The sequence below is a fragment of the Kocuria oxytropis genome (assembly GCF_040981195.1).
Classification (GTDB): Bacteria; Actinomycetota; Actinomycetes; order Actinomycetales; family Micrococcaceae; genus Kocuria; species Kocuria oxytropis.
On record NZ_JAVFXA010000001.1, the window covers coordinates 390412 to 415445 of the forward strand.

Genomic DNA, 25034 nt, shown 5'->3' on the forward strand with positions numbered 1-25034 from the left:
AGGGGATCAGCCCCGCGGGTCGGCTCGGCGGTTCACTGGGCGGCGAGCTGCTCCAGCACGGCGTCCTTGGAGGGGTCCTTGGCGCCCTGGTTCCAGGGCATCCTCGAGAGCACGTTGGCCATGGCGCAGGTGTTGGACAGCGCGGAGTACGCGAGCCCGCCGCCCACGCCGGCGGCGACGGCGCGCAGCTTCGGCGAGACCAGCTGCCCGCCCACCACGCTCGCCAGCACGAGCGAACCGGCGACCATGCGGACCTGGCGGTCCATGGCCCAGGTCGAGGCGCCGCGGACGACCGCGCCGCCGGCCTTCTCGAAGTCGTCGACGGTGCCGTCGACGACATAGGTGGTCTCGGTGCCGGCCGCGGAGAGGATCTCCTGGGCGCGGGAGGCCCGGGCGCCGGAGCGGCAGATCAGGGCGACCTTGCCGCCGAGGGCCTCGGCGATGTCCTGCGCGTGGTCGGCCACGAGGTCGACGGGGACGTTGTAGGCGCCGTCGACGTGCTCGGCGGCGAACTCGGCGGCGGAGCGCACGTCGAGGACGGTGACCTCCTCGCCGGAGTCGATCCAGGACTTCAGTTCGGCGGGGGCGACTTTCGAGGTCATGCGGCAGTTCCTTCCGGAGGTGGCGGTGGGTGTGACTCCATGGTGCACCATACCCCCCTGGGTATGCAAGATCCCCCAGGGGGTATAGAATCGTGGGAGCCGACCACCACCACCCAGGAGCGCCCCGTGCAACTCGACCCCCAGGACCTCACTCCCACCATCAACCGGCTCAAGCGGGCCCAGGGCCAGCTCGGGGCCGTCATCCGCATGCTGGAGGAGGGCCGCGACTGCAAGGACGTGGTGACGCAGCTCTCGGCGGTCTCCCGTGCCCTCGACAAGGCCGGCTTCAGCATCATCGCCACGGGCCTGGACCAGTGCCTGCGCCAGGAGGACCCGACCCTGGACAAGGCCGAGCTGGAGAAGATGTTCCTCTCCCTGGCCTGAGCCCACGGGTCCGGGCCACCGGTGCGGCGGACGGCCCTGACGGGGTCAACGGCGTGGCCGCCCGGGTGATTCCCCGGCCGGGCCTCCGGCACCGGGGCCCCTAGACTGGGCACGGACCCAGCCCGACCGCCGGAGGAGCCCGCCACCATGACCCAAGGCATCTACGTCAGCGCCATGACGCCGCAGTCCGGCAAGTCGCTCGTGGCCCTCGGCCTGGCCGACTCGCTGTTCCGCAAGACGGACCGCCTGGGCTACTTCCGGCCCGTCCACCTCGGGGAGTCCCCGGCGGAGGACCCGATGGTGCAGCTGATGAAGCGCAACTTCGACCTCCCGGACGAGCGCTGCCGCGGCGGCATCTCCCTGGCCCGCACCCGGGAGCTGCTCGCGGCCGGGGACCACGACGAGCTCGACGCGATGGCGGTGAGCGTCTACGGCGAGATGGCCCGGCACTGCGACGTGGTCGTGGTGGACGGCACCGACCTCCTGGCGCACAACGCGGCCACCGCCGAGTTCGACATGAACGCCCGGATGGCCAACAATCTGGGCGCCTCCGTGCTCGCGGTGATCGGCGCCGACGAGTCCGAGAGCCCCGAGGACGTGCTCAACGCGATCGAGGTCACCCGCGCCGAGCTGAACCAGGCGCGCTGCGACATCTTCGCGGTGATCGTCAATCGCGCCCGCCCGGACTGGGTGGAGCGGATCGCGGACAACGCCGCGCGCGGGGTGCGGAGCCTGCCGGTGTACGTCATCGCCGAGAACGAGGCGGTCGCCGCGCCCACCGTCGCCGAGCTGCGGGACCGGCACGGCTTCGGGGACGGGCCGTCCGCGGTCTCCCTGGACCGCGACGTCAAGGGCGTGAAGGTCGCGGCGATGACCGTGGGCCACTACCTCGAGCAGCTCGCCGACGGCGACTTCGTCATCACGCCGGGAGACCGCTCCGACATCGTCGTCGCCTCCCTGGCCTCCGCGCTGTCCCCCGCCCTGCCGGTCCCCTCCGGGATGCTGCTGACGGGCGGCTTCGACACCGAGGGGCGGATCCGGGAGCTCACCGCCGCCGCGCCGTTCCCCGTGCTCACCACCGGGCTGGACACCTACCGGGCCGCCCGGGAGGTGTCCCGGACCCGGGGCACCCTCTCCGGGGCGCACCCGCGCAAGGTCGCGGCCGCCCTCGGCGAGTGGGCCCGGCGGGTGGACGGCGAGGAGCTCGTGAGCCGGCTGGACCTCCCGCGCCTCGCCAAGCGCACCCCGCTGCGCTTCCTGCACGAGCTCGTCGAGACCGCCAGGGCCGAGCGGAAGAACATCGTGCTGCCCGAGGGCGAGGACCCCCGCATCCTGCGGGCCGCCGAGATGATCCACCGCCGCAACTTCTGCGACCTCACGGTCCTGGGCGACCCCGGCCGGATCGCCCAGCTGTGCCAGACGGAGGGCATCAACCTCGACTTCGCCGAGGACGGCCTGACCCTGGTGGACTTCGAGCACGACGAGGCGCTGCGCGAGCGGTACGCCGGGGAGTACGTGCGGCTGCGCGCCCACAAGGGCATGCAGAAGGAGACCGCGCTGGAGCGGATGCTGGACGGCTCCTACTTCGGCACCATGATGGTGCAGCTGGGGGACGTGGACGGGATGGTCTCCGGCGCCGCGCACACCACCGCCAACACCATCCGCCCCGCCCTGGAGTTCGTGAAGACCTCCGAGGGCGTGAAGATCGTCTCCTCCGTGTTCTTCATGCTCCTCGAGGACCGTGTGCTGGTCTACGGCGACTGCGCCGTGAACCCCAACCCGGACGCGCAGCAGCTCGCGGACATCGCGCTCGCCTCCGCCCGCACCGCCCGCCGGTTCGGGGTGGAGCCCAGGGTGGCGATGCTGTCCTACTCGACCGGCGGGTCCGGCTCCGGCGAGGACGTGGAGAAGGTCCGGGCGGCCACCGAGATCGTGCGGGCCGCGGACCCCGGGCTCGAGGTCGAGGGCCCCATCCAGTACGACGCCGCGGTGGACGCCTCGATCGCGGCCTCGAAGCTGCCGGGGTCCGCCGTGGCCGGGCGCGCGACCGTGTTCGTCTTCCCGGACCTCAACACCGGCAACAACACGTACAAGGCCGTCCAGCAGTCGGCCGGCGCGGTGGCCGTGGGCCCGGTGCTGCAGGGGCTGCGCAAGCCCGTCAACGACCTCTCGCGGGGGTGCACCGTGGACGACATCGTCAACACGGTCGCGATCACCGCGATCCAGGCCCAGGGCATGTGACCCGGCCCGCCGCGCGCACCGCCCCCAGTCCCTCCGTCCCCGGGAGTCCTCCATGCTCGTGCTCGTCGTCAACTGCGGCTCGTCCTCGCTCAAGTACCAGGTCCGGGAGCTCGAGGCCGGCGGGGACGGCGGGACGGTGCTGTCCGCCGGGCTGATCGAGAACATCGGCAGCTCGCAGATCCGGGACCACACGCAGGCGCTCGAGCTGCTCGCGGAGCGCCTCGCCTCGGAGCTGGAGGGACGCACGATCGACGCCGCGGGCCACCGCGTGGTCCACGGCGGGGAGCGCTTCTCCGCGCCGGTGCTCGCGACCACCGAGATCATCCGGGACATCGAGCGGCTGGTGCCGCTGGCGCCCCTGCACAACCCCGCCGCGGTCCTGGGCCTGCGGGCCGTGCAGCGGACGTGGCCGCACCTGCCGCAGGTCTGCGTCTTCGACACCGCGTTCCACCGCACCATGCCCGAGCACGTCTGGCGCTACGCCGTCCCGGAGGACTTCTACGAGCGCTGGGGCATCCGCCGCTACGGCTTCCACGGCACCTCCCACGACTGGGTGACCGGGCGGGCGGCGCAGTTCCTGGGGGTGCCGCGCGAGCGGTTCAGCTGCGTGGTGGCGCACCTGGGCAACGGTGCGTCGGTGACGGCGGTCAAGGACGGCGCCTCCTACGACACGTCGATGGGCTACACCCCCCTCGCGGGACTGGTGATGGGGACCCGCACCGGGGACCTGGACCCGTCCGTGGTCACCGCCGTGCTGCGCCGGGACCCGGCGATGACCCCCGAGGGGCTCGACGCCGTGCTCAACAAGGAGTCCGGCCTGCGGGCGATCGCCGGCGACCACGACATGCGCGCCGTCCAGGAGGCCGCCGACCGCGGCGACGAGCGCGCCGAGCTGGCCCTGGAGATGGCCGCCCACCGCCTGGCGAAGTACGTGGGCGGCTACCACGTGGCCGTGGACGGCGCGCAGGCGCTGGTCTTCACCGCCGGGATCGGGGAGAACGCCTCGGCCTTCCGCGCCCGCGTCTGCGGGCGGCTGGGCGCCCTCGGGGTCGTGCTCGACGACGACGCCAACGCCGCCCGCTCGCGGGAGGTCCGCCGGATCTCCGCGCCGGACTCGGCGCTGGAGGTGCTCGTGGTGCCCACCGACGAGGAGCAGGCGATCGCGGCGGCGACCGCGGCGCTCGTCGCGGGCGGCAGCCCCGGCGCCTGAGCGGGCCCGCCGTCACGATCCGCCGCACAGGGGCGGACCACCCACGGGTGTTCGCAAAAGCGATGTGTAGGGTGAGGTTCGGTGTCGGGTCCCGCCCGGGACCGTTGTTCCCCGAGCCAGGCCTGTGCGTCAGGAGGCACCGACGATGTCCCAGCAGCCCTACGAACCCCGGGCCCACGGTGGTCCCCCGCCGCCCGGGACGCCGCCCGGAGCCCTCCCCGGGGCGTGGGCGCCTCCCCGCCGGCCGCCGATGACGGCCGATCTGCGGCTGCTGCTCCGGCTCACCCTGGCGTCCTTCGCGATGGCTCTCCTCGGCGGCGCCGTGGGCTACCTGGCGGCGCCGGAGCAGGCCATGGGCCCGGCGGCGGGCACGGCCTTGGGGACGGCCGTCCTCGCCGGCTCCGTGCTGCTGGGGTTCGGGTTCACCACCGCGCTCTACGCCCTGGTCTGGTTCCCGCTGCGCGAGCAGCGGCAGTGGGCCTGGATCCTCGGCATCGTCTTCGCCTCCATGGCACTCCTGGGCGTCCTCGCCAATGCCGTCCTGCTGCTGGTGGTCCCCGCCGGTGTCTCGGCGGGGCTCGTGACGAGCGCGCTGAAGGCGGTCGTGGACGTGGCCTGGCTCGTGGTGGCCGTCCGGCCCGGCGTGCGGGCCGCGCTGCGCTGAGCGGAGCGCGGCCCGCACTGCGCCGGACGGAGCGGACCGCGCTGCGCCCGACGGGGCCGGCCGCGCTGCCCGGCCGGCACGGCGCGGGCGGCCCGTCCTCAGCCCAGGTTCCGGGCCAGGCGCTCCATGACCGCCGCCAGGCGTGCGGCGTCGTCCCCCTCGAGCGCGCCGAGGAAGAGCTCCTCGACATCGCGGGCGTGGGCGGGGCGCAGGCGGCGGAAGGCGCGCTGACCCTCGTCGGTGAGCTCGGCCTCGAGCCCGCGCGCGTCCTGGGCGCAGCGCCGCCGCCGCACCCAGCCGCGCTTCTCGAGCACGCCGATCTGGTAGCTGAGCCGGCTCGGGGAGAAGACCATCCGCTGGGCCAGCTCCCCCATCCGCAGCCGGTGCCCCTCCGCGTCGGTCAGCAGCAGCAGGACCTGGTAGTCCATCAGCGAGCAGCCGTGCTCCTTGAGCCGGGCCTCGATCTCGGTGGTGAGCCGGGCCGTGGTCTCGAAGTACAGCTGCCAGACCCGCCACGGGCGGGAGCTCCCGCCCGGGACGCCCTCCGCAGGAGCGTCCTCCACAGGGACGCCCTCCGCAGGAGCGCCCTCCACAGGAACGCCCTCCGCAGGAACGCCGACGGAGGGGGTCCCCGCGGGACGGCCTGCGGGAGCAACGCCCGCGGACGCGGCGCCGCCCGGCAGGGCGGTCACCGTCCGGCCCGGGCGAGCAGGTCCGCGAAGTCCGGGACCTGCTCGAACCCGTCCCTGTGCTCCGGGCGCCGGGGCCCGGCCGGGGCGGCACCCGCCGGCTCCGCACCCGGGGCGATCGCGCGCGCCAGCTGGGCCCCGGCCCGCCGGATGCGCCGCTCGAGCGTGTCCCCGGCCCAGTCCTCGGTGGCCGCGTACACCCCCACCGGCAGCACCAGGGCCTTGAGGTGGGCGAACAGCGGGCGCATGGCGGAGTCGAGCATCAGCGAGTGCCGCGCGGTGCCGCCGGTGGCCGCCACCAGGACCGGCAGGTCCTCGAGGACCCCCTCGTCGAGGAGGTCGACGAAGGACTTGAACAGCCCGGAGTAGGAGGCCTTGAACGTGGGCGTGGCCGCGATCAGGGCGTCCGCCCCGGTGACCGCGTCCAGGGCCGTCCGCAGCTCCGGACCGGGGAACCCGGTGAGCAGGTGGTCGGCGATCGCGTGGGCCAGCGGGCGCAGGTCCACGCGCTCGATCCGCACCGGCACGGGGCCCAGCGCCTCGCGGGTCGCCTCGGCGAGCCGGTCGGCCAGCAGCGAGGTGGAGGACGCGTCCGACATCCCGGCCGAGACCACCGCCAGGGTGAGCGGGCGCGCCGCGCCGGGCTCCGGCGTGCTCGCGGGGGCGCTCATCGACGGGCCCCTTCGGCGGTCCGCGGCGCGCTCCCCGGCGCGGTCTGCTCCGCGGCCTGCGCGGCACGGGCCCGCCCGGCGGGCGAGTCCTCGGCTCCGCCGGGCACCGGGTCCTGGCCGGCGCGCCGGCGGGCCACCAGCGAGGCGTGGGTCGGGGCCTCGGGAACGTGCGCGGGCTTGAGCGCGGCGAACTCCTTGCGCAGCACCGGCACGACCTCCTCGCCCAGCAGGTCCAGCTGCTCCAGGACGGTCTTCAGCGGCAGGCCGGCGTGGTCCATCAGGAACAGCTGGCGCTGGTAGTCCCCGGCGTAGTCGCGGAAGGACAGGGTCTTCTCGATGACCTGCTGCGGGGAGCCCACCGTCAGCGGGGTCTGGGTGGTGAAGTCCTCCAGGGAGGGCCCGTGGCCGTAGACGGGGGCGTTGTCGAAGTAGGGGCGGAACTCCCGCACGGCGTCCTGGGAGCTGCGGCGCATGAAGACCTGCCCGCCGAGGCCCACGATCGCCTGGTCGGCGGAGCCGTGGCCGTAGTGCTCGAAGCGCTGCCGGTAGAACTCCACCATCCGCCGGGTGTGCTCGGCGGGCCAGAAGATGTTGTTGTGGAAGAAGCCGTCGCCGTAGTACGCGGCCTGCTCCGGGATCTCGGGGGAGCGGATCGAGCCGTGCCACACGAAGGGGGGCACGTCATCGAGCGGGCGCGGGGTCGAGGTGAAGCCCTGCAGGGCGGAACGGAAGCGGCCCTGCCAGTTGACCACGTCCTCCCGCCACAGCCGGTGCAGCAGGCCGTAGTGCTCGACCGCCAGCGGGATGCCCTGGCGGATGTCCTGGCCGAACCACGGATAGACCGGACCGGTGTTGCCGCGGCCCATCGTGAGGTCCACCCGCCCACCGGAGAGGTGCTGCAGGTAGGCGTAGTCCTCGGCGATGCGCACGGGATCGGTCGTGGTGATCAGGGTGGTGGCGGTGGACAGCTGCAGCCGCTCGGTCTGCGCCGCGATGCTCGCCAGCAGGATGGGCGGGTTGGCCGGGGCCACGAACGGCGGGTTGTGGTGCTGGCCCGTGGCGAAGACGTCCAGGCCCACCTCCTCCGCCTTCTTCGCGATCGCGACGGTCGCCTGGATCCGCTCGTGCTCGGTGGGGGTGCGTCCCGTGGTGGGGTCCTGGGTGACGTCCCCGATGGTGAAGATGCCGAACTGCATGTGGTCCTCCTGGTCTCCGGCGGCGCCCGTCCGACCGGGCACCAGCGCTATTTCAAATTTGAACTACCCCGTACAAGAGGGCCCGCCCCCGGTTTATTCCCACCCGGCTCCGCCTAGGGTGGGACGCATGCCACTCCCCCACTTCCGCCCCACCGGCGCCGGGACCGCCGACCCCGGCGCGGTCGTCTCCGGCGAGCACTACCGGATCAGCGTGCTGAGCCCCGGGCTGCTGCGCCTGGAGCACAGCCCCACCGGACACTTCGAGGACCGCCCGTCCGCCTTCGCCGTGGACCGCCGGTTCCCGGTGCCGGACTTCCGGGTGCGGCGCACGGACGCCGGGATCGAGCTGGTCACCGAGCAGATCCACCTCAGCTACGACGAGCGCGCCTTCAGCCCCACCGGGCTGTCCGCGCAGATCCGCGGCGGCGTGACCAACTACCACAGCGTGTGGCGCTACGGCGTCCCCGCCCCCACCCTGGGCGGGACCGCGCGCACCCTGGACGAGGCCGACGGCCCCATCCCGCTGGAGCCGGGAGTCACCTCCCGCGAGGGCTTCGGGGTGATCGACGACTCCGCGTCGGTGCTGCTCACGGAGGACGGCTGGTACGCCCCGCGCGCCGGCGAGGAGGGGGCCGTGGACCTCTACCTCTTCGGCTGGGGCCACGACCACCGGCAGGCGCTGCGGGACCTCTACGCCCTGTCGGGGCCGCAGCCCGTCCTGCCCCGCTGGGCGCTGGGCAACTGGTGGAGCCGCTACCACGCCTACGACGAGGCCGAGTACCGGCAGCTGGTCGACGACTTCGACCGGCGCCGGCTGCCGTTCTCCGTGCTGGTGGTGGACATGGACTGGCACCTCACCGACGAGCACGTGGAGCGCCGGCACGGCTCGGGCTGGACGGGCTACACGTGGAACCGGGAGCTGTTCCCGGATCCCCGGGGCTTCCTCGCGTGGGCGCACGAGCGCGGCTACCGGGTCACGCTCAACCTGCACCCGGCCGACGGGGTGCGCTCCTTCGAGGACGCGCACCCGGCGATGCTCGAGGCCCTGGGCCGGGACCCGGGCTCGGAGGAGCCGGTGGCCTTCGACGTCACCGACCGGGACTTCGTGGCCGCGTACTTCGAGGTCCTGCACCGTGGCCTGGAGGCCGACGGCGTGGACTTCTGGTGGATCGACTGGCAGTCCGGTCCGCACTCGCGGCTGCCGGGGGTGGACCCGCTGTGGGTGCTCAACCACTACCACTTCCTGGACTCGGGCGCGGACGGGTCCCGCCCGCTGACGCTCTCCCGCTACGCGGGGCCGGGCAGCCACCGGTACCCGGTGGGCTTCTCGGGCGACACCGTCATCTCCTGGGCCTCCCTGGCGTTCCAGCCGTACTTCACCGCCACGGCGGCGAACATCGGCTTCGGCTGGTGGAGCCACGACATCGGCGGGCACATCTTCGGCGGCCGCGACGACGAACTGGCCACCCGCTGGCTGCAGTTCGGGGTGTTCTCCCCGATCCTGCGCCTGCACTCGGGCGACAACGACTTCATCGCCAAGGAGCCGTGGCGCTACCGCTCCCCCTACGCGGAGGTCATGGAGCGGAGCCTGCGGCTGCGGCACCGGCTGGTCCCCTATCTGCACACCGCGAACCGGGCGGCCGCCACGGAGGGCGCCCCGCTGGTCCGGCCGCTCTACCACGAGCACCCCGAGGCGGAGCAGGCCTACCGGTACGGACACCAGTACCTGTTCGGCCCCGAGCTGATGGTCGCCCCGGTCACGGCCCCTGCGGACCCGGTGCTCACCCGCGCCGCCGTGCCCGTGTGGCTGCCGGAGGGGTCCTGGACGGACCTGTTCACGGGCGCCGTCTACGACGGCGACCGGGAGCTCGTGCTGCACCGGCGCCTCGACGACGTCCCCGTCCTGGCGCGGGCCGGCGCCATCGTGCCCCTCGCCGGGTCCGACGACGACGCCGCGCCGGACACCGGCAACCCCGCCGAGCTCGAGGTGCTCGTGGTCGCGGGCGCCTCCCACGGCTCCGTGCTGGACGAGGACGACGACAGCGGGGACGGCCGCGACCCCGAGCGCTGGGCGCGCACCCCGATCGCCCTCGACGTCACCGCCGGGGAGCTCACGGTGGGCCCGGCACGGGGCCACCTCGGCTGCCTGCCCGGAGCGCGCACCTGGACCCTCACCCTCGTCGGCTTCGAGGAGCCGGCGGAGCCGGCCGTGTCCGTGGACGGGACGGCCGTCCCGGCGCGGACGCTCCGGCACGGGGACCCCGCGCGCGGGCACCGCACCTCGATCGTGGTCGAGGACGTGGCGCCCGGGTCCCGGATCCTCGTGCGCTCGGCCGCACTGCGGACCACGGCCGCCCCGGACGTCCCGGCCCGCGTCGCCGACCTGCTCAACGACGCCCAGATCGGCTACGAGGTGAAGGAGCGGGTGCACGCGGCCGTGCGACGGGACCCCGTGGGGGCGCTGGCGCAGGCGCCGGCCCTCGGGCTCGAGGGGCCGGTGCTGAACGCCCTCACGGAGCTGGTGCTGGCGACGCGCTGACGGGCGGCACCTCCGGAACCACCCGCCCCGGCACACCCGGAGTGGCGCTCCGGCCCGCCGACCCGGGCACGCCTCCGGGAAAGTACTTGACGCGTCAAGTTTATTGATCTAGATTTTTACTTGTCGCTTCAAGCACCTTCCCGATCTCCAGGAGTTCATCATGACCCGCATCAGCATCATCGGCACCGGCAGCATGGGCCAGGCCATCTCCACCGCCCTCACCCGGGGCGGCCACGACGTGGAGCTGCTCGGACAGGCCGACGCCGGCCGCCCGGTGACCGGTGACATCGTGGTCCTGGCCGTGCCCTACCCGGCCCTGGCCGGGATCGCCGCCGCCCGCGCCGACCAGCTGGCCGGCAGGATCGTCGTGGACATCACGAACCCGGTCGACTTCGAGACCTTCGACTCCCTCACCGTGCCCGCCGACAGCTCCGCGACGGCCGAGCTCGCCGCCGCCCTGCCCGGCTCCCGCGTGGTCAAGGCGTTCAACACCACGTTCGCCGCCACCCTCGCCTCGGGCACCGTCGGGGAGAACACCACCACCGTGCTCATCGCCGGGGACGACGCCGAGGCCAAGTCCGCCCTCGCCGAGGCCCTCACCGCCTCGGGACTGCGCGCCGTCGACGCCGGGTCGCTGTCCCGGGCCCGGGAGCTGGAGGCCATGGGGTTCCTGCAGATCACCCTCGCCGCCGCCGAGAAGATCTCCTGGACCGCGGGCTTCGCCGTCGTCTCCTGACCGCACCCCGCCACCGACCCTGCCCGGCACCACCCCTCTGGAGGACCCCATGACCATCGACCCGGTCCGGCTCAACCACGCCGTGCTCTTCGTCGCCGACGCCGAGCGCTCCGTGCGCTTCTACACCGAGGTGTTCGGGATGACCGTCGTCGCCCGGGAGCCGCGGGCGGACGCGGCCTTCCTGCGCCTGCCGCGCTCGGGCAACCACCACGACCTCGGCCTCTTCGGGCTCGGCCCGGACGCCCCGCCCCGGCGGCGCGGGGGCATCGGGCTGTACCACCTGGCCTGGCAGGTGGACACCGTCGAGGAGCTCTCGGCCGCCCGGCAGGACCTCGTGGCCGCCGGCGCCTACACCGGGGAGTCGAGCCACGGGGCGACCAAGAGCCTCTACGGCACGGACCCGGACGGCCACGAGTTCGAGATCATGTGGATGCTGCCCCGCGCCGACTGGGGCCGCTACGAGCACGAGGCCCCGGTCGAGGCCCTGGACCTGCCGGCCGAGCTGGCCCGCTGGTCCGGGGTCCGCACCGCCGGCGTCCTGGTGCAGGATCCCGACCGGACCGGGGCGGGTCGGGCGTGAGCGCCGCACCGTTCCCCGCCCCCGTGGTGGCGACCGCCGGCTCCGACGACCCGGGCGCCCCGCTGGTGGTGCTGCTGCACGGGCGGGGCTCCCACGAGCGGGAGATCCTCTCCCTGGTCCCCCGCCTGCCCGCCGCCGGCCCCGCCTACGCCGCGGTGCGCGCCCCCATCGCCGAGGGCGGTGGCTTCGCCTGGTTCGCCAACCGCGGCATCGGCCGGCCCGTGGCCGAGTCCCTGGCCGCCACCACGGCGTGGTTCCGCGGCTGGCTCGACGAGGTCGCCCCGCCCGGGCGCCCCGTGGTGCTCGTGGGCTTCAGCGGCGGCGCCGCCTTCGCCGGGGCGCTGCTGCTGAGCGAGCCCGGCCGCTTCGCCGGAGCGGCGATCCTCTACGGCACCCTGCCCTTCGACGCCGGGATCCCCACCGACCCCGACCTGCTGACCGGCACCCCGGTGTTCGTGGCCCAGGGCGAGGGCGACACCGTGATCCCCCGCGCCCTGCTCGATCGCACCTGGGAGTACCTGCTCGGCCACTCCGGGGCCGAGACCCGTGCCCGCCGGGACCCCGGCGGGCACGGCATCACCGCGGCCACCCTCCTCGCGCTGGACGGCTGGATCCGGGAGCGACTGACGCCGGCGGCGGGGATCAGCACTCCGTGACGGAGCCCCGGCCGTCCGGACCGAGTTCGACCACCAGGATCGGCAGCCTCAGCCGTTCGGCGGTGAAGGACACCACCCGGGCGTGCGGGATGCCCTTCTCCCGGACGAAGCCGCAGGCGACCAGGCCGTGGTCCCGGTTCTGTCCGATCATCAGCAGCCAGTGGCGGCCGGCGGCGTCCACCGCGTGCGCCTGCCGGTCCAGGTCCCGCCCCGCGGGATCCTGCTCGGTGCTGCGCTGGGCGAAGCGCGCCGCGTAGGCCCTCATGTCCGCCTCGGTGCGCAGCAGCCCGGCCGCCACCCGCCGGACGTCCTGGGTCCTCAGCTCGGGGGCGACCTGCTCCTCGCGGATCCCGCCGGGCCCGTCCCCGGGCACCGCGCCGGCCTCCCGGCGCCCGGGGTGCACGGTGCGCTCGATCCGGCGCAGCCGGGCGTCGTCCCGGTGCAGCTCCCGGTAGTCGTGGATCAGGGCCTGGAGCTCGACGTCCAGGGGGTGCCGGCCGGGCTCCGGGGGCTCGTCGCCCTCGCTCGCCGGTGGTGATGGGGACAAACCGGGCTCCTGCTCGCTGGACGGTGGCGTGCCAGCGTCAACGGTGGAGCCCCCGGGGCCTATTCCGCGGCGCCGGCCCGCCGGGTGACCCGTTCCGGGCCGGGAGGACGGCATCATGGACCCATGACTGACACCCCGGACCCCACCCCGCGCTCCGTCGAGCTGACCCGCACCGCCACCGGCCGGTACACCGCCCGCACCCCCGAGGGGGCCGAGATCGCCTTCGGCCGCGGCGAGGGCCTGCTGACCCCCGTCGAGCTCCTGCTCGCGGCCATCGCCGGGTGCTCGGCCATCGACGTGGACGTCGCGACCTCCCGCAGCTCGGAGCCCTCGGAGTTCAGGGTCCGCGCCACCGGGCAGAAGATCGTCGAGGAGAGCGGCGCGAACCGCCTGGAGGACCTGCACCTCTCCTTCCGCCTCGCCTTCCCCGACGACGCGGCCGGCCGCAAGGCCGCCGGCATGGTCGAGCGCCTCGTCACCCTCTCCCACGACAAGTACTGCACCGTCTCGCGGACCGTGGAGCACGGGACCCCCGTCGGCCACGACATCAGCGTGGACGTCGGCGACGCCGGGGACCGGTAGGCCCCCGTCCCCGGGGTGCGTCCGCACCCCGGCCGTTCACCGCCCGGTCGTGCTCCCGTCGTCCGGACAGGCCAGGATGGCCGCGCCTACACTGCGCTGAAGAGACCCTGCTCGGAGAGGAACGGCCGATGCCCGACGGAAAACGGCAGTGGATGCCCACCGACCAGTGGGCGGTGCGCGAGAACCTGCGGGAGTTCATCGACCACCTCACGGAGATGGGCTACACCGTGCCCCACGGGCACGAGGAGGACCCGGACCTGATCGACCCCGGCGGCTCGGCGGTGGAGACCTGGCGGGAGGACCACCCCTACGACGAGCTGATGAGCCGGGAGGAGTACGAGCTCGAGAAGTACCACCTGCAGATCGAGCTGCTGAAGTTCCAGTACTGGGGCCAGGACCACGACCTGCAGCACGTGATCGTCTTCGAGGGCCGGGACGCCGCCGGCAAGGGCGGGACCATCAAGCGGTTCACCGAGTACCTCAACCCTCGCGCGGCCCGCGTGGTCGCCCTCACCAAGCCCTCGGACCGCGAAGCCGGGCAGTGGTACTTCCAGCGCTACATCCGGCACCTGCCCACCGCCGGGGAGATGGTGCTCTTCGACCGCTCCTGGTACAACCGCGCCGTGGTGGAACCGGTGATGGGCTTCTGCACCCCGGAGGACTACGCGCGGTTCATGGCCCAGGCCCCGGTCTTCGAGAAGATGCTCGTGGACTCCGGCATCCACCTGACCAAGTTCTGGTTCTCCGTCACCCAGCAGGAGCAGCGCACCCGCTTCGCGATCCGCCAGATCGACCCCGTCCGCCGGTGGAAGCTCTCCCCGCAGGACCTCGCCTCACTGGACCGGTGGGAGGACTACACGGAGGCGAAGGAGGAGATGTTCCTGCGCACCGACACCGACCACGCCCCGTGGATCACGGTGAAGTCCAACGACAAGAAGCGGGCGAGGATCAACGCGCTGCGCTTCTTCCTGGACCAGTTCGACTACGAGGACAAGGACCCGGAGGTGGTCCACGCCCCCGATCCGCTGATCGTCCGGCGCGGCCGGGACGCCGTCGGTGACTGAGCGCCGGGCCGGGGGGGACCCGGCGGGCGGGCCCCCGCCGGCGATCCCGCTCGTGACGGCACCGGCCGGGCGGGAGCCGCGTGGACGCGTGCGGGACCTGACGGGCTACCTCACGGAGCACCGCGGCGTCCTGGGCGTGGTGGTGGCCCTGTCCGTGCTGGGGGCCGGGCTGTCCCTGGCGCAGCCCGTGGTCGTGAACCGGGTCATCGGATCCATCGGCACCGGCCGGTCCCTGGCGCCCGAGGTGGCCGTCCTGGTGCTGCTGGTGATCGGCGCCGGCCTGGTCGGCGCCGTGCAGCAGTACCTGCTCGAGCGCACGGCCGAGGGCGTGGTGCTCTCGGCCCGGCGGCGGCTGGTGGCCCAGCTGCTGCACCTGCCGGTGCGGGAGCACGACGCCCGCAGGACCGGAGACCTGGTCTCCCGGGTCGGTTCGGACACCACCATGGTGCGGTCCGCGCTGACCGGCGGCCTCGTGGACGCCCTCGGCGGCACCCTGGTCTTCACCGGTGCCCTGGTCGGCATGGCGGTGCTGGACCCGCTGCTGCTGGGGATCCACCCTGAGCGTCGTGGCGGTGGCCGTGGCCGCCGTGGTGGTCGCCTCGGCACGGATCCAGTCCCTCACCCGCTCGGCCCAGGAGGCCGTGGGCCGGCTCGCCGCCGGTGTGGAGCGGGCCGTGTCGGCGGTGCGCACCATCCGCGCCGGCGGGGCCACGGAGCGCGAGGTGGTGCGGCTCGAGGCGGAGGCGGTCTCGGCCTGGGGCTTCGGGGTCCGCGTGGCCGGTGTCGGGGCCGTGCTGTGGCCGATCAGCGGGCTGGCCGTCCAGGGGTCCTTCCTCGCGGTCCTGGGCGTGGGCGGCTACCGGGTGGCCTCCGGCGCCCTGGCCGTCGCCGACCTGGTGACCTTCATCCTGTTCCTCTTCATGATGGTCATGCCCCTGGGCCGGTTCTTCTCGGCCGTCGCCACGGTCCGCACCGCCCTGGGCGCGCTGGGCCGCATCCAGGAGATCCTGGACCTCCCCCGGGAGGACGCGGACGACGACGTCACCGGCACGGCGCCCCGCACCTGGCCCGCCGCGGCGGCCGCCCGCCGCCCGGCCGAGCTGGTCTTCGACCGGGTCACGTTCGGGTACCGCACGGACCGCCCCGTGCTCGACCAGGTCAGCTTCACGGTCCCGGCGGGATCGACCACCGCGGTCGTCGGCCCGTCGAGGGCCGGGAAGTCCACCCTGCTGGCCCTGGCCGAGCGTTTCTACGACCCCGACGACGGGACGGTCCGGCTCGACGGCACCGACGTGCGCTCCGTGTCCCGGGCCGAGCTGCGGTCCCGGATCGGGCTCGTGGAGCAGGACGCGCCGGTGCTGGCCGGAACCCTCCGGGAGAACCTCCTGCTCGCCGCCCCCGGGGCCGACGAGGCCTCGTGCCTGGCGGTGCTGGACGCGGTCAACCTCCGGGAGCGGGTCGAGGCCCGCCCCGAGGGGCTGGACGCCGTGGTCGGGGACGACGGTGCCGGGCTCTCCGGCGGGGAGCGCCAGCGCCTGGCCATCGCCCGTGCCCTGCTCGCGGACACCCCGGTGCTGCTGCTCGACGAGCCCACCGCCAGCCTGGACTCCCGCAACGAGCAGGCCCTGCACACGGCGATCCGCTCCGCGGCGGCCGGGCGCACGGTGCTCGTCGTCGCCCACCGGCTGTCCACCGTGGCCGGCGCCGACCGGATCGTGGTGCTCGACCGGGGCCGTGTGAGCGCCGTGGGCACCCACGGCGAGCTCCTGCGCACCTCCGCGCTCTACCGCGAGCTGGCCCGCCACCAGCTCCTGGTCTGAGGCCCGTCGCCGCCGGGCGCGGTGCCCGGGCGCTCAGCCGGTGTTGCGCAGGCCGGCGGCGACCCCGTTGATCGTGATGAGCAGGGCGCGCTGCAGGCCCTCGTCGACCTCCTGCCCCGCGGCGTCCTGCTCCCGGATCCGGCGGAGCAGCTCGACCTGCAGGTAGGAGATGGGGTCGAGGTACTGGTCCCGCACCTCGAGGGTCTGCTTGAGGGTGGGGTTGCCGTCCAGCAGCTCCTCCTGGCCGGTGAGCCGGGCGAGCTCGTCCAGGGTGAGCTCGTACTCGCGGCGGATCATCTCGAAGACGTGCTGGAGCCGCTCCGGCACGAGCGCCCGGACGTAGTGGGCGGCGATCTCCAGGTCGGTCTTCGCCACGGTCATCTCCACGTTGGAAATCACGGAGCTGAAGAAGTGCCAGCGCTCCAGCATGGTGCGCAGGTCCTGCTCCATCCCCGCCTCGCGGGCGGCGCGCAGCCCCGAGCCCACGCCGAACCAGCCCGGCACGATCTGGCGGGACTGGGTCCAGCCGAAGACCCACGGGATGGCCCGCAGTCCCGACAGGCCCTTGTCCGAGGACGGGCGCTTGGCCGGGCGGGAGCCGATGTTCAGGGCGCCGAGCTGCTCCACCGGGGTGGCGGACAGGAAGTACTCCGGCAGGTCCGGGTCCTCGACCAGGCCCGTGTACGCGGCGAAGGCGGCGTCGCTGACCACGTCCATGACCTCCCCCCACCGGTCCAGCTCCTCCTCGGTGGAGCGCGGGTCCTGGTGCAGCGCCGTGGCCCGGAGCACGGCCGCCAGGGACAGCTCCAGGTTCTCGCGGGCCAGCGCCGGCAGGGAGAACTTGTCGCTGATCACCTCGCCCTGCTCGGTGAACTTGATCTCACCGGCCAGGACGCCGCTGGGCTGGGCCAGGATGGCGTCGTGGGTGGGCCCTCCGCCGCGGCCCACGGACCCGCCGCGGCCGTGGAAGAGGCGCAGCCGCACCCCGTGCCGGGCGGCGACGTCCCGCAGCCGGCGCTCGGTGCGGTGGATCTCCCACCGGCTGGTCATCACCCCGGACTCCTTGTTGGAGTCGGAGTAGCCGAGCATGACCTCCTGCACGTCCCCGCGGGCGGCGACCACCCGCCGGTAGGCCGGGTCGGAGAGCAGCTCGTCGATGACCTCCGCGGAGCGGCGCAGCTCCTGGACGGTCTCCAGCAGCGGGGCGAAGCCCAGGCTCGCGCGGTCCTGCGCGCCCGTGAGGTCCACCAGCCCGGCCTCCCGGGCCAGGATCACGGGGGCGAGGATGTCGTCGGCCTCGCGGGTCATGGACACGATGTAGGTCTCGACGATCTCCTCGCCGTAGGTCTCCTGCGCCCGGGCGATCTCCCGGAACACCGCGAACGTCCGGTCCGCGTCGCCCTCCAGGTGGACGGCACCCGTGGCCAGGCCCGCCGGGGCGAGCGGGCGGCGGCCCGCGAGCTCCCCGGAGAGCACCGCCGTGCGCGCGGCGCGGTCCAGGTCCGCGTAGGGCTGCTCGTGCTCCCCCAGCCGGTCCAGCAGCTGGCCCACGGCCTCGTGGTGGGCGTCGGCGTGCTCACGGACGTCGAGGGTGGCCAGGCCCAGGCCGAAGCCGGCGATGGTGCGGGTGGCCGCGGCGAGCGAGCCGCCGGCGGCGAGCTCGCCCGCGTGGTGGCGCAGCGAGCGGGCCACCACGTCGAGGTCGGCCACGAGCTCGACGGTGCTCCGGTAGTCGCGGCCCGGTTCGTGGGCGCTCTCCTCGGCGAACCGGCGGCGGGTGTTGATGAGCTTCGCCTTGATGCAGGTGAGCTTGAGCCGGTACGGCTCCTGCGCGTTGAGCTCGAGCACCCGCGGGTCCAGGCCGGGCAGGTGCGCCACGTCCCGCTCCACGGACTCCCGGAGCTCGGGGTCGACGTCCACGATCGCGGTGGAGGAGGAGAGGCGGGAGACGAGCACGTCCAGGAAGCCCAGGGCGATGTCCACGGCCGCCTGCCCCTGCAGCTGCAGGACGCGGCGGGTCATCTCCGGGGTGACGTTGGGGTTGCCGTCCCGGTCCCCGCCGATCCAGGACCCGAAGCGCAGCGGCGGGGGGCCGGCGGGCAGGTGCACGTCGTGCTGCGCCAGCTGGTCCTCGAGGTCGGCGAGCAGCACGGGCATGGTCTCGGTGAGGACCTCCCGCAGGTAGTAGAGGGCGTTGCGGGCCTCGTCGAGCGGGGTGGGGCGGTTCTGGCGCAGCTCGTCGGTCTGCCACAGGAGCTCGATCAGCTCGGCGAGGCGCCGGTCCTGGCTGCGGCGCGCGGCGGAGCCCTCGGGGGTCTCGCGGGCCAGGATGTCGGAGAGGTGCCGGATCTTGGTCAGCACGGAGCGCCGGGAGGCCTCGGTGGGGTGCGCGGTGAACACGGGCCGGACGTCGAGGCGGCCCACGGCCTCCCGCAGGGCCTCGGGCCCGGCCTCGGCCGCGACGTCGGTGACGGCCGCGGCGATCCACCCCTGGTCCTCGGGGCGGCCGCCCAGCACGCGCACTCGGTGCACCTGCTCGGCGGCGTTGGCGAGGTGGAAGTAGTGGGCGAAGGCCCGCACCAGGTCCGTCGCCCGGTCCAGGGGCAGGGAGCCGAGCAGGTCGCGGACCTGTCCCGCGGCGTCGTCGGTCCCGGACGCCTTGGCGTCCTTCGCGTCCTTGGTGAGCCGGCGCACCTGCTCGACGAGGTCCAGGAGGTCCTGGCCGCGCTGGCGCGTCAGGGTCTCCCCCAGCAGGGTCGTGATGCGGCGGACGTCCGCGCGCAGCGGCGCGTCGATCACCTCGGCGCGGTGGCGGTCGGGGGCGGCGGGGCGGTCGTGCTGGGTCGTCATGTCGCGGCTGCTCCTGGCTTGTCGGTCGTCACGCCGGCGCGCACGACCGACGAGCGGTCGCGCCGTCGGTGCCTACCGTGCCACCCTACCCCGGGTGATCCACGTCCCACGGGGCCGGTCCCCGGGACGGGACCGGCGGGCCCGTGCCCGGCCGGGCCGGGGACGGTAGGTTCGGCGGTGAGCACACCGCGCACGCGTCAGGGAGGCACCACCCATGAGCCAGACCCCGCACGGCCCCGGTGGCCCGCCGCTCCCGCCGCCGCCCGGCGGACGCGGCGCCGCACCGGTCCCGTCCCGGCCGCCGACGACTCCCCAGCTGAGGCTGCTGCTGCGGCTGACCCTGCTCTCGCTCGCGGTCAACGTGACGGACTCCCTCGTGCAGGCGGTCGCCGGGCCCAGCACGCTGCTGCCGGGCATGGAGGACATGGTGCGCGTCCCGGGGCTGCCCGGGAGCGGGTTCGCCACCGCGCTGACCCTGTTCGGCGTGGTGCTGACCACCGCGCTCTACGCCCTCGTCTGGTTCCCGCTGCGCGAGCAGCTGCAGTGGGGCTGGGTCCTGGGGCTCGTCTTCTGCTCCCTGGCCGTGCTGGGCGACCTCTTCGACCTGGCCGTGTTCCTGCTGAGCGGGCACCTGCTGCCCGGGCTGAGCACCACCGCCCTCGTGGCGGTCAACGTCGGGTGGCTCGTGGTGGCGGGGCACCCGGGGGTGCGCGCGGCGCTGCGCTGAGCGCCCACGGCGTGCCCGGCGGCGCCCGCAGCGTGCCGTCGCCGCGCGTGCCGTCCCGCGCGGGACGCCGCCGCAGCGCGGTGCGCAGCCGCGGTGCGCAGTGCGCAGACCACGGCACACCACCTCGGTGCGCGGCGCCGGTCGGCCCGAGGCCGGGCGGTGCCCGCCCGGGTGGAGCCGGCGGCCCACTGGTAGTAAGTTCCCTGATCAGATGGATGCCCACGGGAGCTGCCCGGATCCTCCGTGGCGGCTCCCCGACCCGGGAGGACGCATTGAGCCAGCACCCAGCGCAGGGCCGCACCGCCCTGCTCGTCATCGACATGCAGAACTCGTACTTCGACTTCCCCGAGCTCGAGGAGCAGCGGGAGTCCGTGACGGAGAAGGTCAACGAGCTGATCCGGGCGGCCCGCGAGGGCAGCTGCCCGATCGTGCTGATCCGCACCCAGCACGAGCGGGACCGCTCCACGTGGACCGTCAACATGCACGACGACGGGCAGGGCTTCGCGTTCCCCGGCACGGAGCAGGCCGCCTACGTGGCCGGCCTCGACACCGAGGGCGGCACGGGCCTGGTGAAGACCCGCGACAGCGCGTTCTTCGGCACCGACCTCGCGGCCCGTCTGCGCAATCTGGGCGCCACCCACGTGGTGCTGTGCGGGATCTCCACGCACAGCTGCGTGGCCCAGACCGCGATGGACGCGTTCGCCCACGACTTCCGGGCCGCCGTGGCCCGGGACGCCGTGGCCTCCGAGAACTCGGACCTGTCCCGGGCGCTGCTGGCGTTCCTCGAGGACGAGATGCGCCAGGACCTCCTCGACCAGCGCGACGCCGTCGCGCGGCTGCGGGGCTGAGCGACCGCAGAGCTGAGTGACCGCCGGGCTGAGCGGTCGCAGGGCTGAGCGGCCGCCGGCTGCGGCGTGACGTTCCGCGTCGCGGCCGTCCCCCGCCCGGTTCCGCCCCGGTCCACGGCCGGGATCGACGCCACAGGGTTTTCTCAAGTGTGACTTTGCATATTCGCGCTATCAGCACCGTCACTACTCGAGGAGACACCATGAACACCCCCTCCGGTCCCCGCGAACTGCTGCGGGACCCGCCACAGCGTCCGCGAGGACGCCGCACGGTCGCCGCGGCGGCCGCACTCGTGCTGGGCGCCACGGGCCTCAGCGCCTCGGTCGCGGCGACCGAGGTGGTCCAGCGCAACCCGGGCGGGCTGACCGCCGTGGGACCCGTGAACAGCGAGCACGGGTTCCCCGCCTGGTACGAGGACAGCAGCAAGGTCCGCACGGAACTGTGCCTGGACGCCGACAACCCGCTCTGCGCCTTCCTGCCCGGGGACGTTCCCGACCCCCTCAAGCCCATCTCCTTCCCGGACAACTTCCCGGGCGAGGCGTTCTACATGCTCGCCGGTTCCGAGGTGGCCATCCCCGGGGGCGGGGACGCGGTGCTCACCCTCGCCCTGGAGGCCGCCTTCGCCAACGAGAACCCGGTGGCCGGGGACCAGGTGGTCTTCTCCCGCCAGCGCATCGACGTGGACGGCGCCGCGCCCAACACCACCCTGACGTTCACGCACCCCTACGGCACGGTCACGGTCGACACCGACGAGCGCGGCCGCGGCCGCCTGGTCGAGGACGTCTCCCCGGCCGTCGGCAACTTCCAGACCCCGCTCAAGGGGGACGTCGGGCCGTTCCTGCAGTGGGACAGCGGGGCGCCCGAGGGGTACCTGGGCAATCCCGACGTGGAGCACACCGTGACGGGCAGCCCGCTCGGCACGAACTTCTTCGAGGTGGCGACGGCGGACGGCGCCACCTCCCGCAACGACCTGTTCTCCGTGATGGGCAAGCTCTCCACCAACACGGGCGTGCAGGCCGACCGGGCCGTGCTGGGCGACGGCTACATCGACGTCTTCGCCACCAGCCGCGGGGACCAGCTCGAGGTGGTCGGCCAGGACGGCGTCTTCAGCACCACGCCCATGGAGAAGGACGAGGGCGACTCGGAGCGGGCCTACGCCCGGATCGCGTACACGGGCACCGCACCGGCGAGCGTGACGGTGCGGAACCTCGGGGACAAGCCCGTCAGCAGCGCCGAGGTCGCCGTCACCGACGTCTCGGTCGCCACGGCCGCGACCTACGACGGGTCCGTGCTGACCGTCGAGGCGACGTCCTCGTCCGGGGCCGTCCCGGAGGTCGCCGGCTTCGGTGCGCTCGAGGCCACCGGCACGGCGAACCTGTTCACGGGCTCGTTCGCCACGGCCGCTCCCCCGGTCGAGGCCACGGTCTCCACCACGGGCACGAGCAGCACCACCGTGCCCGTGGTGGTCACCGGCGGGGAGGCCTCCCCGGTCGGTGAGGACCCGATCGAGCCGCAGCCGGATCCCGGTCCCGTCACGGACGGCACCACCCCGGACAACCCCGACGTCGAGCAGCCCGCGGCCACCGCGGCCGTCGCCGCGCTGCCGGGCTCGGTGGCCCGCGGGATGGCCACGGAGCTGGACGGCAGCGGGTCGACGAACGCGGTGAGCTACGCGTGGACCCAGCTCAGCGGGCCCGAGGTGGCGTTCAGCGACACCACCGTGGCCAAGCCCAAGGTCATGGTGCCGCTCTTCACCTCGATCGCCGACACGCAGCCGAAGGCCCTGGACGAGGACCCGGTCCTGCAGCTGGTGGTCACCAACGCCGCGGGGGTCGCGAGCGAGCCCGCGACGATCACGCTCCGCAGCGACGACGAGGTGACCGTGGCGACGGCCTCCCGGCACCGGACCGGCAAGGAACTGCGGATCCTGGGGACGGCGCTCGTCCCCGGAGCGCCCACCCTGCTGAACCCGGCCACGTCGGTGAACATCTACGACACGACCTCGGCCACGCCCGTGAAGATCGGCTCCGCCCAGGTGGACTCGCTCGGCAACTGGGAGTACCGGGCCAAGCCCGGCCCGGGCCGGCAGATCTCGAACGTGCTCGTGCAGTCCACCCGCGGCGGAGAGGCGAGGGGGGTGGTCAGCAACCGGTGAGCATCTGACGCAGCATTCCTCCCAGCCGGCCCGTGCTCCGACCCCCTCGGAGCGCGGGCCGGCCCTTGTGCGTGCCGCGGTGTCCGGGGCGGCGGCGCACTCCGGGCGTCGGCCCGATGTCCGGCGCAAGGGGGCGGGGACGCAGCAGGAGTCCACCGCCAGACGTCCTGACCCACCGGCAGTGCGGCCGAGAAGACCTCCGCGATCGGGTCCAGGCCGGAGCCGATCAGCGCCGCGGAGAAGGCGATGGTCCCGGCGGACAGGGCGTTGACCGCCTCGAGCACGTCGTCGGCGATGGCGCCGGCCACGAACCGGCGCGGCCGCCGGTGCAGGACGGCCCGCCGGTCGGTGGTGGGGGACGCGGCCCCGGAGAGGCGGAGGTCATGCCTCCATGGTGTCCGTCCCGGCGCGCCCGGGCGCGGGGCGGGTGGGAGGCCCGGGCCGGTCAGGACCCGGGCCGGTCAGGCCCTGGGCCGGTCAGGACCCGGGTCGGTCAGGACCCGCGTCGGTCAGGTCCTGGGCCGGTCAGAGCCCCTCGGGCAGCTCGGCCTCCGGGGCCTCGACCTCGGGCGCCTCGTCCTCGGGCGCTTCGGCCTCCGGCGCCTCGGCCTCGGGCAGCTCGCCCTCGGGCTCCTCCGCCCCGGGGAACTCACCCGGGGCGACGCCGGCCAGGCGCAGGAAGTCCCCGCACGCGAAGGGCGTCGTCGCCGGCGACCAGGGGGTGTCCGCGTTGAGGAACGAGGTCCGGTCCAGGGCGAGGATCCCCAGGATCACCTCGGCGACGATCCGCCCGCCCACCGGGCCCAGGGTGCGGCCGCCCAGGAGCTCGGCCTCCTTCAGCACGTAGAACCACAGCGGGGCCCTGCCGTTCCAGCCGCGCTCCGTGAGCCCCAGCCGGTCGTTGGGGATCGGCGTGACCCCCATCGCCCTGGCGACGTCCTGGCCGGCCGGCAGCCCGAGCCGCTTGCCGCGGAGCAGGTTGCGCCGGGCCAGGTTGAGGATGGCCCCGTCGACGTGCTTGACCACGGTGGGCGGCAGCTCGGACAGCGGCAGTGCGAGCTTCGTGTCGATGAGCCGGGTCATGTTGCGGTCGTCCGGGGCGCTCATGCCGGGGATCTCGAAGAAGTAGTTCCAGTCGGCCCGGGCCGTCGAGGGGATGGGGCGGGAGCCGCGGAGGTCGTGGCCCGGGGAGCCGAAGAACGGGATGGTGACCTCGTCGTTCATCTCGTACTCGGCCCGCACCATGGAGTGGCCGAACCGGTAGGCGCCCACGGAGTACTCGATGGGCATCATGGGGCGGGCGGGGTTGCCCGGCTTGTAGAAGCGGCGGTCCACAGCCACGGAGCCTGCCCTACCCGCCGACAGCATGCTCTGCACCAGAGGCCGGCCGACCACGTGGGGCAGGAAGTCGTGCACGATGAGCCATTGGAAGTGCCAGCGCAGCAGCCGCTGCGCCTCCTCGAAGGACGCCCCGGAGTCCACGAACCGGTTGTGCGCCTGCAGGAACGCGAGGTGGAGCTGGGCGACGATCAGGTTCTCGTCGTTGCGGTGGTCGCCGATGACCGCCGTTCCGTCCGCGTGGCGCGGCAGGTCGGGGCGGCCGTCGGGTGTGACCCCGATGCGCATCCGCCGCGGGTCCGCCGGGTCGTAGAGCTGCGGGTCGGCCCCCGGGCCCCTGCCGTACACGGAGCCCAGGTCGAAGAAGGGGGTGTCGAAGTTGACCAGGGCCTTCGGGTCCTGGTCCTGCTCCGGCATCGGGGTCAGGTCGAGGGTCATGTCGTGGTCGATGAACTGCCCCAGGTAGGCGAAGCCCGCGGGCATGTCGGGGTTGTCGAAGCCGTCGTTGCTCAGGGACACGTCGGACAGCGGCGGCGTCCGGTCGATCATCCGCTCCGCGAGCGCGTCGAGCAGCGCGTCGTCGGGCGCGAAGGCCGGCAGCTTCGGGAACATGACGCCGAAGCGCCCCTCGGCCTTCCGGCCGGCCGTGACCGCGATCTGGGAGCCTCTCAGCTCACCCGTCCCGTGCCCCGTGCCGCGGGACAGGACGCCGCCCGCGGGGGTCGGCGCCGGCCGGCGCGGGGCGGCGTGCGCCGCCGTGGCATCCACGGCGGGCAGGGCCACGAGCCCGGCCGCCAGCCCGGTGAGGATGCCGCGGCGCGAGACGCCGGGTCCGCCCGTCGTGGGAGCCGCGGGGCAGACGGCGGGGTGCTGGGCTTCCATGGTGCGTCCTTCCGGGACGGCCCGCCGCGGCGGGCACGGTGTTTGCTCCAGTGAA

At 74.1% G+C, this 25034-nt stretch carries 21 protein-coding genes and 1 pseudogene; 15 read left to right on the plus strand and 7 right to left on the minus strand.

All coding sequences use genetic code 11. The features are described 5' to 3' along the window. Positions 1-32: 32 nt before the first annotated feature. Positions 33-602, minus strand: coding sequence for a rhodanese-like domain-containing protein (locus QYM41_RS01820; protein ID WP_368798020.1), 570 nt, complete (start codon positions 600-602; stop codon positions 33-35). Positions 603-728: 126 nt separating this feature from the next. Here QYM41_RS01820 and QYM41_RS01825 point away from each other — a divergent pair, with 126 nt between their 5' ends. The 4 genes from QYM41_RS01825 (at position 729) to QYM41_RS01840 (ending at position 5101) form a co-directional block, all read left to right on the plus strand. Continuing rightward, a complete protein-coding gene (locus tag QYM41_RS01825) occupies positions 729-986 on the plus strand; it encodes a metal-sensitive transcriptional regulator (RefSeq protein ID WP_368798021.1) in 258 nt (85 codons plus the stop codon). A 147-nt stretch (positions 987-1133) separates the two neighbouring features. Beyond that, entirely contained in the window at positions 1134-3227 is a 2094-nt protein-coding gene (gene pta, locus QYM41_RS01830; RefSeq protein WP_368798022.1) for a phosphate acetyltransferase, read from the plus strand. 52 nt (positions 3228-3279) lie between these two features. Then, positions 3280-4437 carry an acetate/propionate family kinase gene (locus QYM41_RS01835; RefSeq protein ID WP_368798023.1) on the plus strand — a complete coding sequence of 386 codons (1158 nt, stop codon included), beginning with the start codon at positions 3280-3282 and terminating at the stop codon, positions 4435-4437. Positions 4438-4582: 145 nt separating this feature from the next. Beyond that, entirely contained in the window at positions 4583-5101 is a 519-nt protein-coding gene (locus QYM41_RS01840) for a hypothetical protein (RefSeq protein WP_368798024.1), read from the plus strand. A 98-nt stretch (positions 5102-5199) separates the two neighbouring features. Here the strand turns inward: QYM41_RS01840 and QYM41_RS01845 are convergent, their stop codons facing one another. The 3 genes from QYM41_RS01845 to QYM41_RS01855 form a co-directional block, all read right to left on the minus strand. Further along, the gene (locus QYM41_RS01845) at positions 5200-5664 is read right to left on the minus strand and encodes a MarR family winged helix-turn-helix transcriptional regulator (RefSeq protein WP_368798025.1); all 465 of its coding nucleotides are present in this window, start codon (positions 5662-5664) and stop codon (positions 5200-5202) included. 125 nt (positions 5665-5789) lie between these two features. After that, positions 5790-6461 carry a CE1759 family FMN reductase gene (locus QYM41_RS01850; RefSeq protein ID WP_368798026.1) on the minus strand — a complete coding sequence of 224 codons (672 nt, stop codon included), beginning with the start codon at positions 6459-6461 and terminating at the stop codon, positions 5790-5792. Then, on the minus strand, positions 6458-7657 hold the full coding sequence (locus tag QYM41_RS01855) for an LLM class flavin-dependent oxidoreductase (RefSeq protein WP_368798027.1): 1200 nt from the start codon (positions 7655-7657) through the stop codon (positions 6458-6460). Before QYM41_RS01855 ends, QYM41_RS01850 begins: the two co-directional genes overlap by 4 nt. A 127-nt stretch (positions 7658-7784) precedes the next feature. On the opposite strand from QYM41_RS01855, the gene QYM41_RS01860 reads away from it, so the two are divergent. The 4 genes from QYM41_RS01860 (at position 7785) to QYM41_RS01875 (ending at position 12168) form a co-directional block, all read left to right on the plus strand. Continuing rightward, positions 7785-10196, plus strand: coding sequence for a glycoside hydrolase family 31 protein (locus tag QYM41_RS01860; RefSeq protein ID WP_368798028.1), 2412 nt, complete (start codon positions 7785-7787; stop codon positions 10194-10196). 160 nt (positions 10197-10356) lie between these two features. Next, positions 10357-10932, plus strand: coding sequence for an NADPH-dependent F420 reductase (locus QYM41_RS01865; RefSeq protein WP_368798029.1), 576 nt, complete (start codon positions 10357-10359; stop codon positions 10930-10932). A 49-nt stretch (positions 10933-10981) separates the two neighbouring features. Continuing rightward, positions 10982-11512, plus strand: a complete 531-nt coding sequence (locus QYM41_RS01870) for a VOC family protein (RefSeq protein WP_368798030.1) — start codon at positions 10982-10984, stop codon at positions 11510-11512. After that, entirely contained in the window at positions 11509-12168 is a 660-nt protein-coding gene (locus tag QYM41_RS01875; RefSeq protein WP_368798031.1) for an alpha/beta hydrolase, read from the plus strand. The genes QYM41_RS01870 and QYM41_RS01875 overlap by 4 nt, the downstream gene beginning before the upstream one ends. Here QYM41_RS01875 and QYM41_RS01880 read toward each other — a convergent pair. After that, positions 12155-12715 carry a hypothetical protein gene (locus QYM41_RS01880; protein WP_368798032.1) on the minus strand — a complete coding sequence of 187 codons (561 nt, stop codon included), beginning with the start codon at positions 12713-12715 and terminating at the stop codon, positions 12155-12157. The genes QYM41_RS01875 and QYM41_RS01880 overlap by 14 nt on opposite strands. 123 nt (positions 12716-12838) lie before the next feature. Between QYM41_RS01880 and QYM41_RS01885 the strand changes: the two genes are divergently transcribed. The 4 genes and pseudogenes from QYM41_RS01885 (at position 12839) to QYM41_RS01900 (ending at position 16181) form a co-directional block, all read left to right on the plus strand. Next, positions 12839-13297: an OsmC family protein gene (locus QYM41_RS01885; RefSeq protein WP_368798033.1), complete on the plus strand. Its 459-nt coding sequence runs from the start codon at positions 12839-12841 to the stop codon at positions 13295-13297. 128 nt (positions 13298-13425) lie between these two features. Then, the gene (gene ppk2 / locus QYM41_RS01890; protein ID WP_368798034.1) at positions 13426-14361 is read left to right on the plus strand and encodes a polyphosphate kinase 2; all 936 of its coding nucleotides are present in this window, start codon (positions 13426-13428) and stop codon (positions 14359-14361) included. A gap of 193 nt (positions 14362-14554) precedes the next feature. Further along, positions 14555-14845: pseudogene (locus tag QYM41_RS01895) on the plus strand (ABC transporter transmembrane domain-containing protein); the annotation flags it as partial. 82 nt (positions 14846-14927) lie between these two features. Then, the gene (locus tag QYM41_RS01900) at positions 14928-16181 is read left to right on the plus strand and encodes an ABC transporter ATP-binding protein (protein WP_368798035.1); all 1254 of its coding nucleotides are present in this window, start codon (positions 14928-14930) and stop codon (positions 16179-16181) included. A gap of 33 nt (positions 16182-16214) precedes the next feature. On the opposite strand, the gene ppc is transcribed toward QYM41_RS01900, so the two are convergent. Continuing rightward, the gene (ppc, locus tag QYM41_RS01905) at positions 16215-19031 is read right to left on the minus strand and encodes a phosphoenolpyruvate carboxylase (protein WP_368798036.1); all 2817 of its coding nucleotides are present in this window, start codon (positions 19029-19031) and stop codon (positions 16215-16217) included. A 214-nt stretch (positions 19032-19245) separates the two neighbouring features. On the opposite strand from ppc, the gene QYM41_RS01910 reads away from it, so the two are divergent. The 3 genes from QYM41_RS01910 (at position 19246) to QYM41_RS01920 (ending at position 22759) form a co-directional block, all read left to right on the plus strand. Continuing rightward, entirely contained in the window at positions 19246-19758 is a 513-nt protein-coding gene (locus tag QYM41_RS01910) for a hypothetical protein (RefSeq protein ID WP_368798037.1), read from the plus strand. A gap of 272 nt (positions 19759-20030) precedes the next feature. Further along, positions 20031-20606 (plus strand): cysteine hydrolase family protein, encoded by a 576-nt coding sequence (locus QYM41_RS01915; protein WP_368798038.1) that lies wholly within the window; start codon positions 20031-20033, stop codon positions 20604-20606. 200 nt (positions 20607-20806) lie between these two features. Continuing rightward, on the plus strand, positions 20807-22759 hold the full coding sequence (locus tag QYM41_RS01920) for a hypothetical protein (protein ID WP_368798039.1): 1953 nt from the start codon (positions 20807-20809) through the stop codon (positions 22757-22759). Positions 22760-23284: 525 nt separating this feature from the next. Here the strand turns inward: QYM41_RS01920 and QYM41_RS01925 are convergent. Beyond that, entirely contained in the window at positions 23285-24979 is a 1695-nt protein-coding gene (locus tag QYM41_RS01925) for a peroxidase family protein (RefSeq protein ID WP_368798040.1), read from the minus strand. Between the last annotated feature and the right edge of the window lie 55 nt (positions 24980-25034).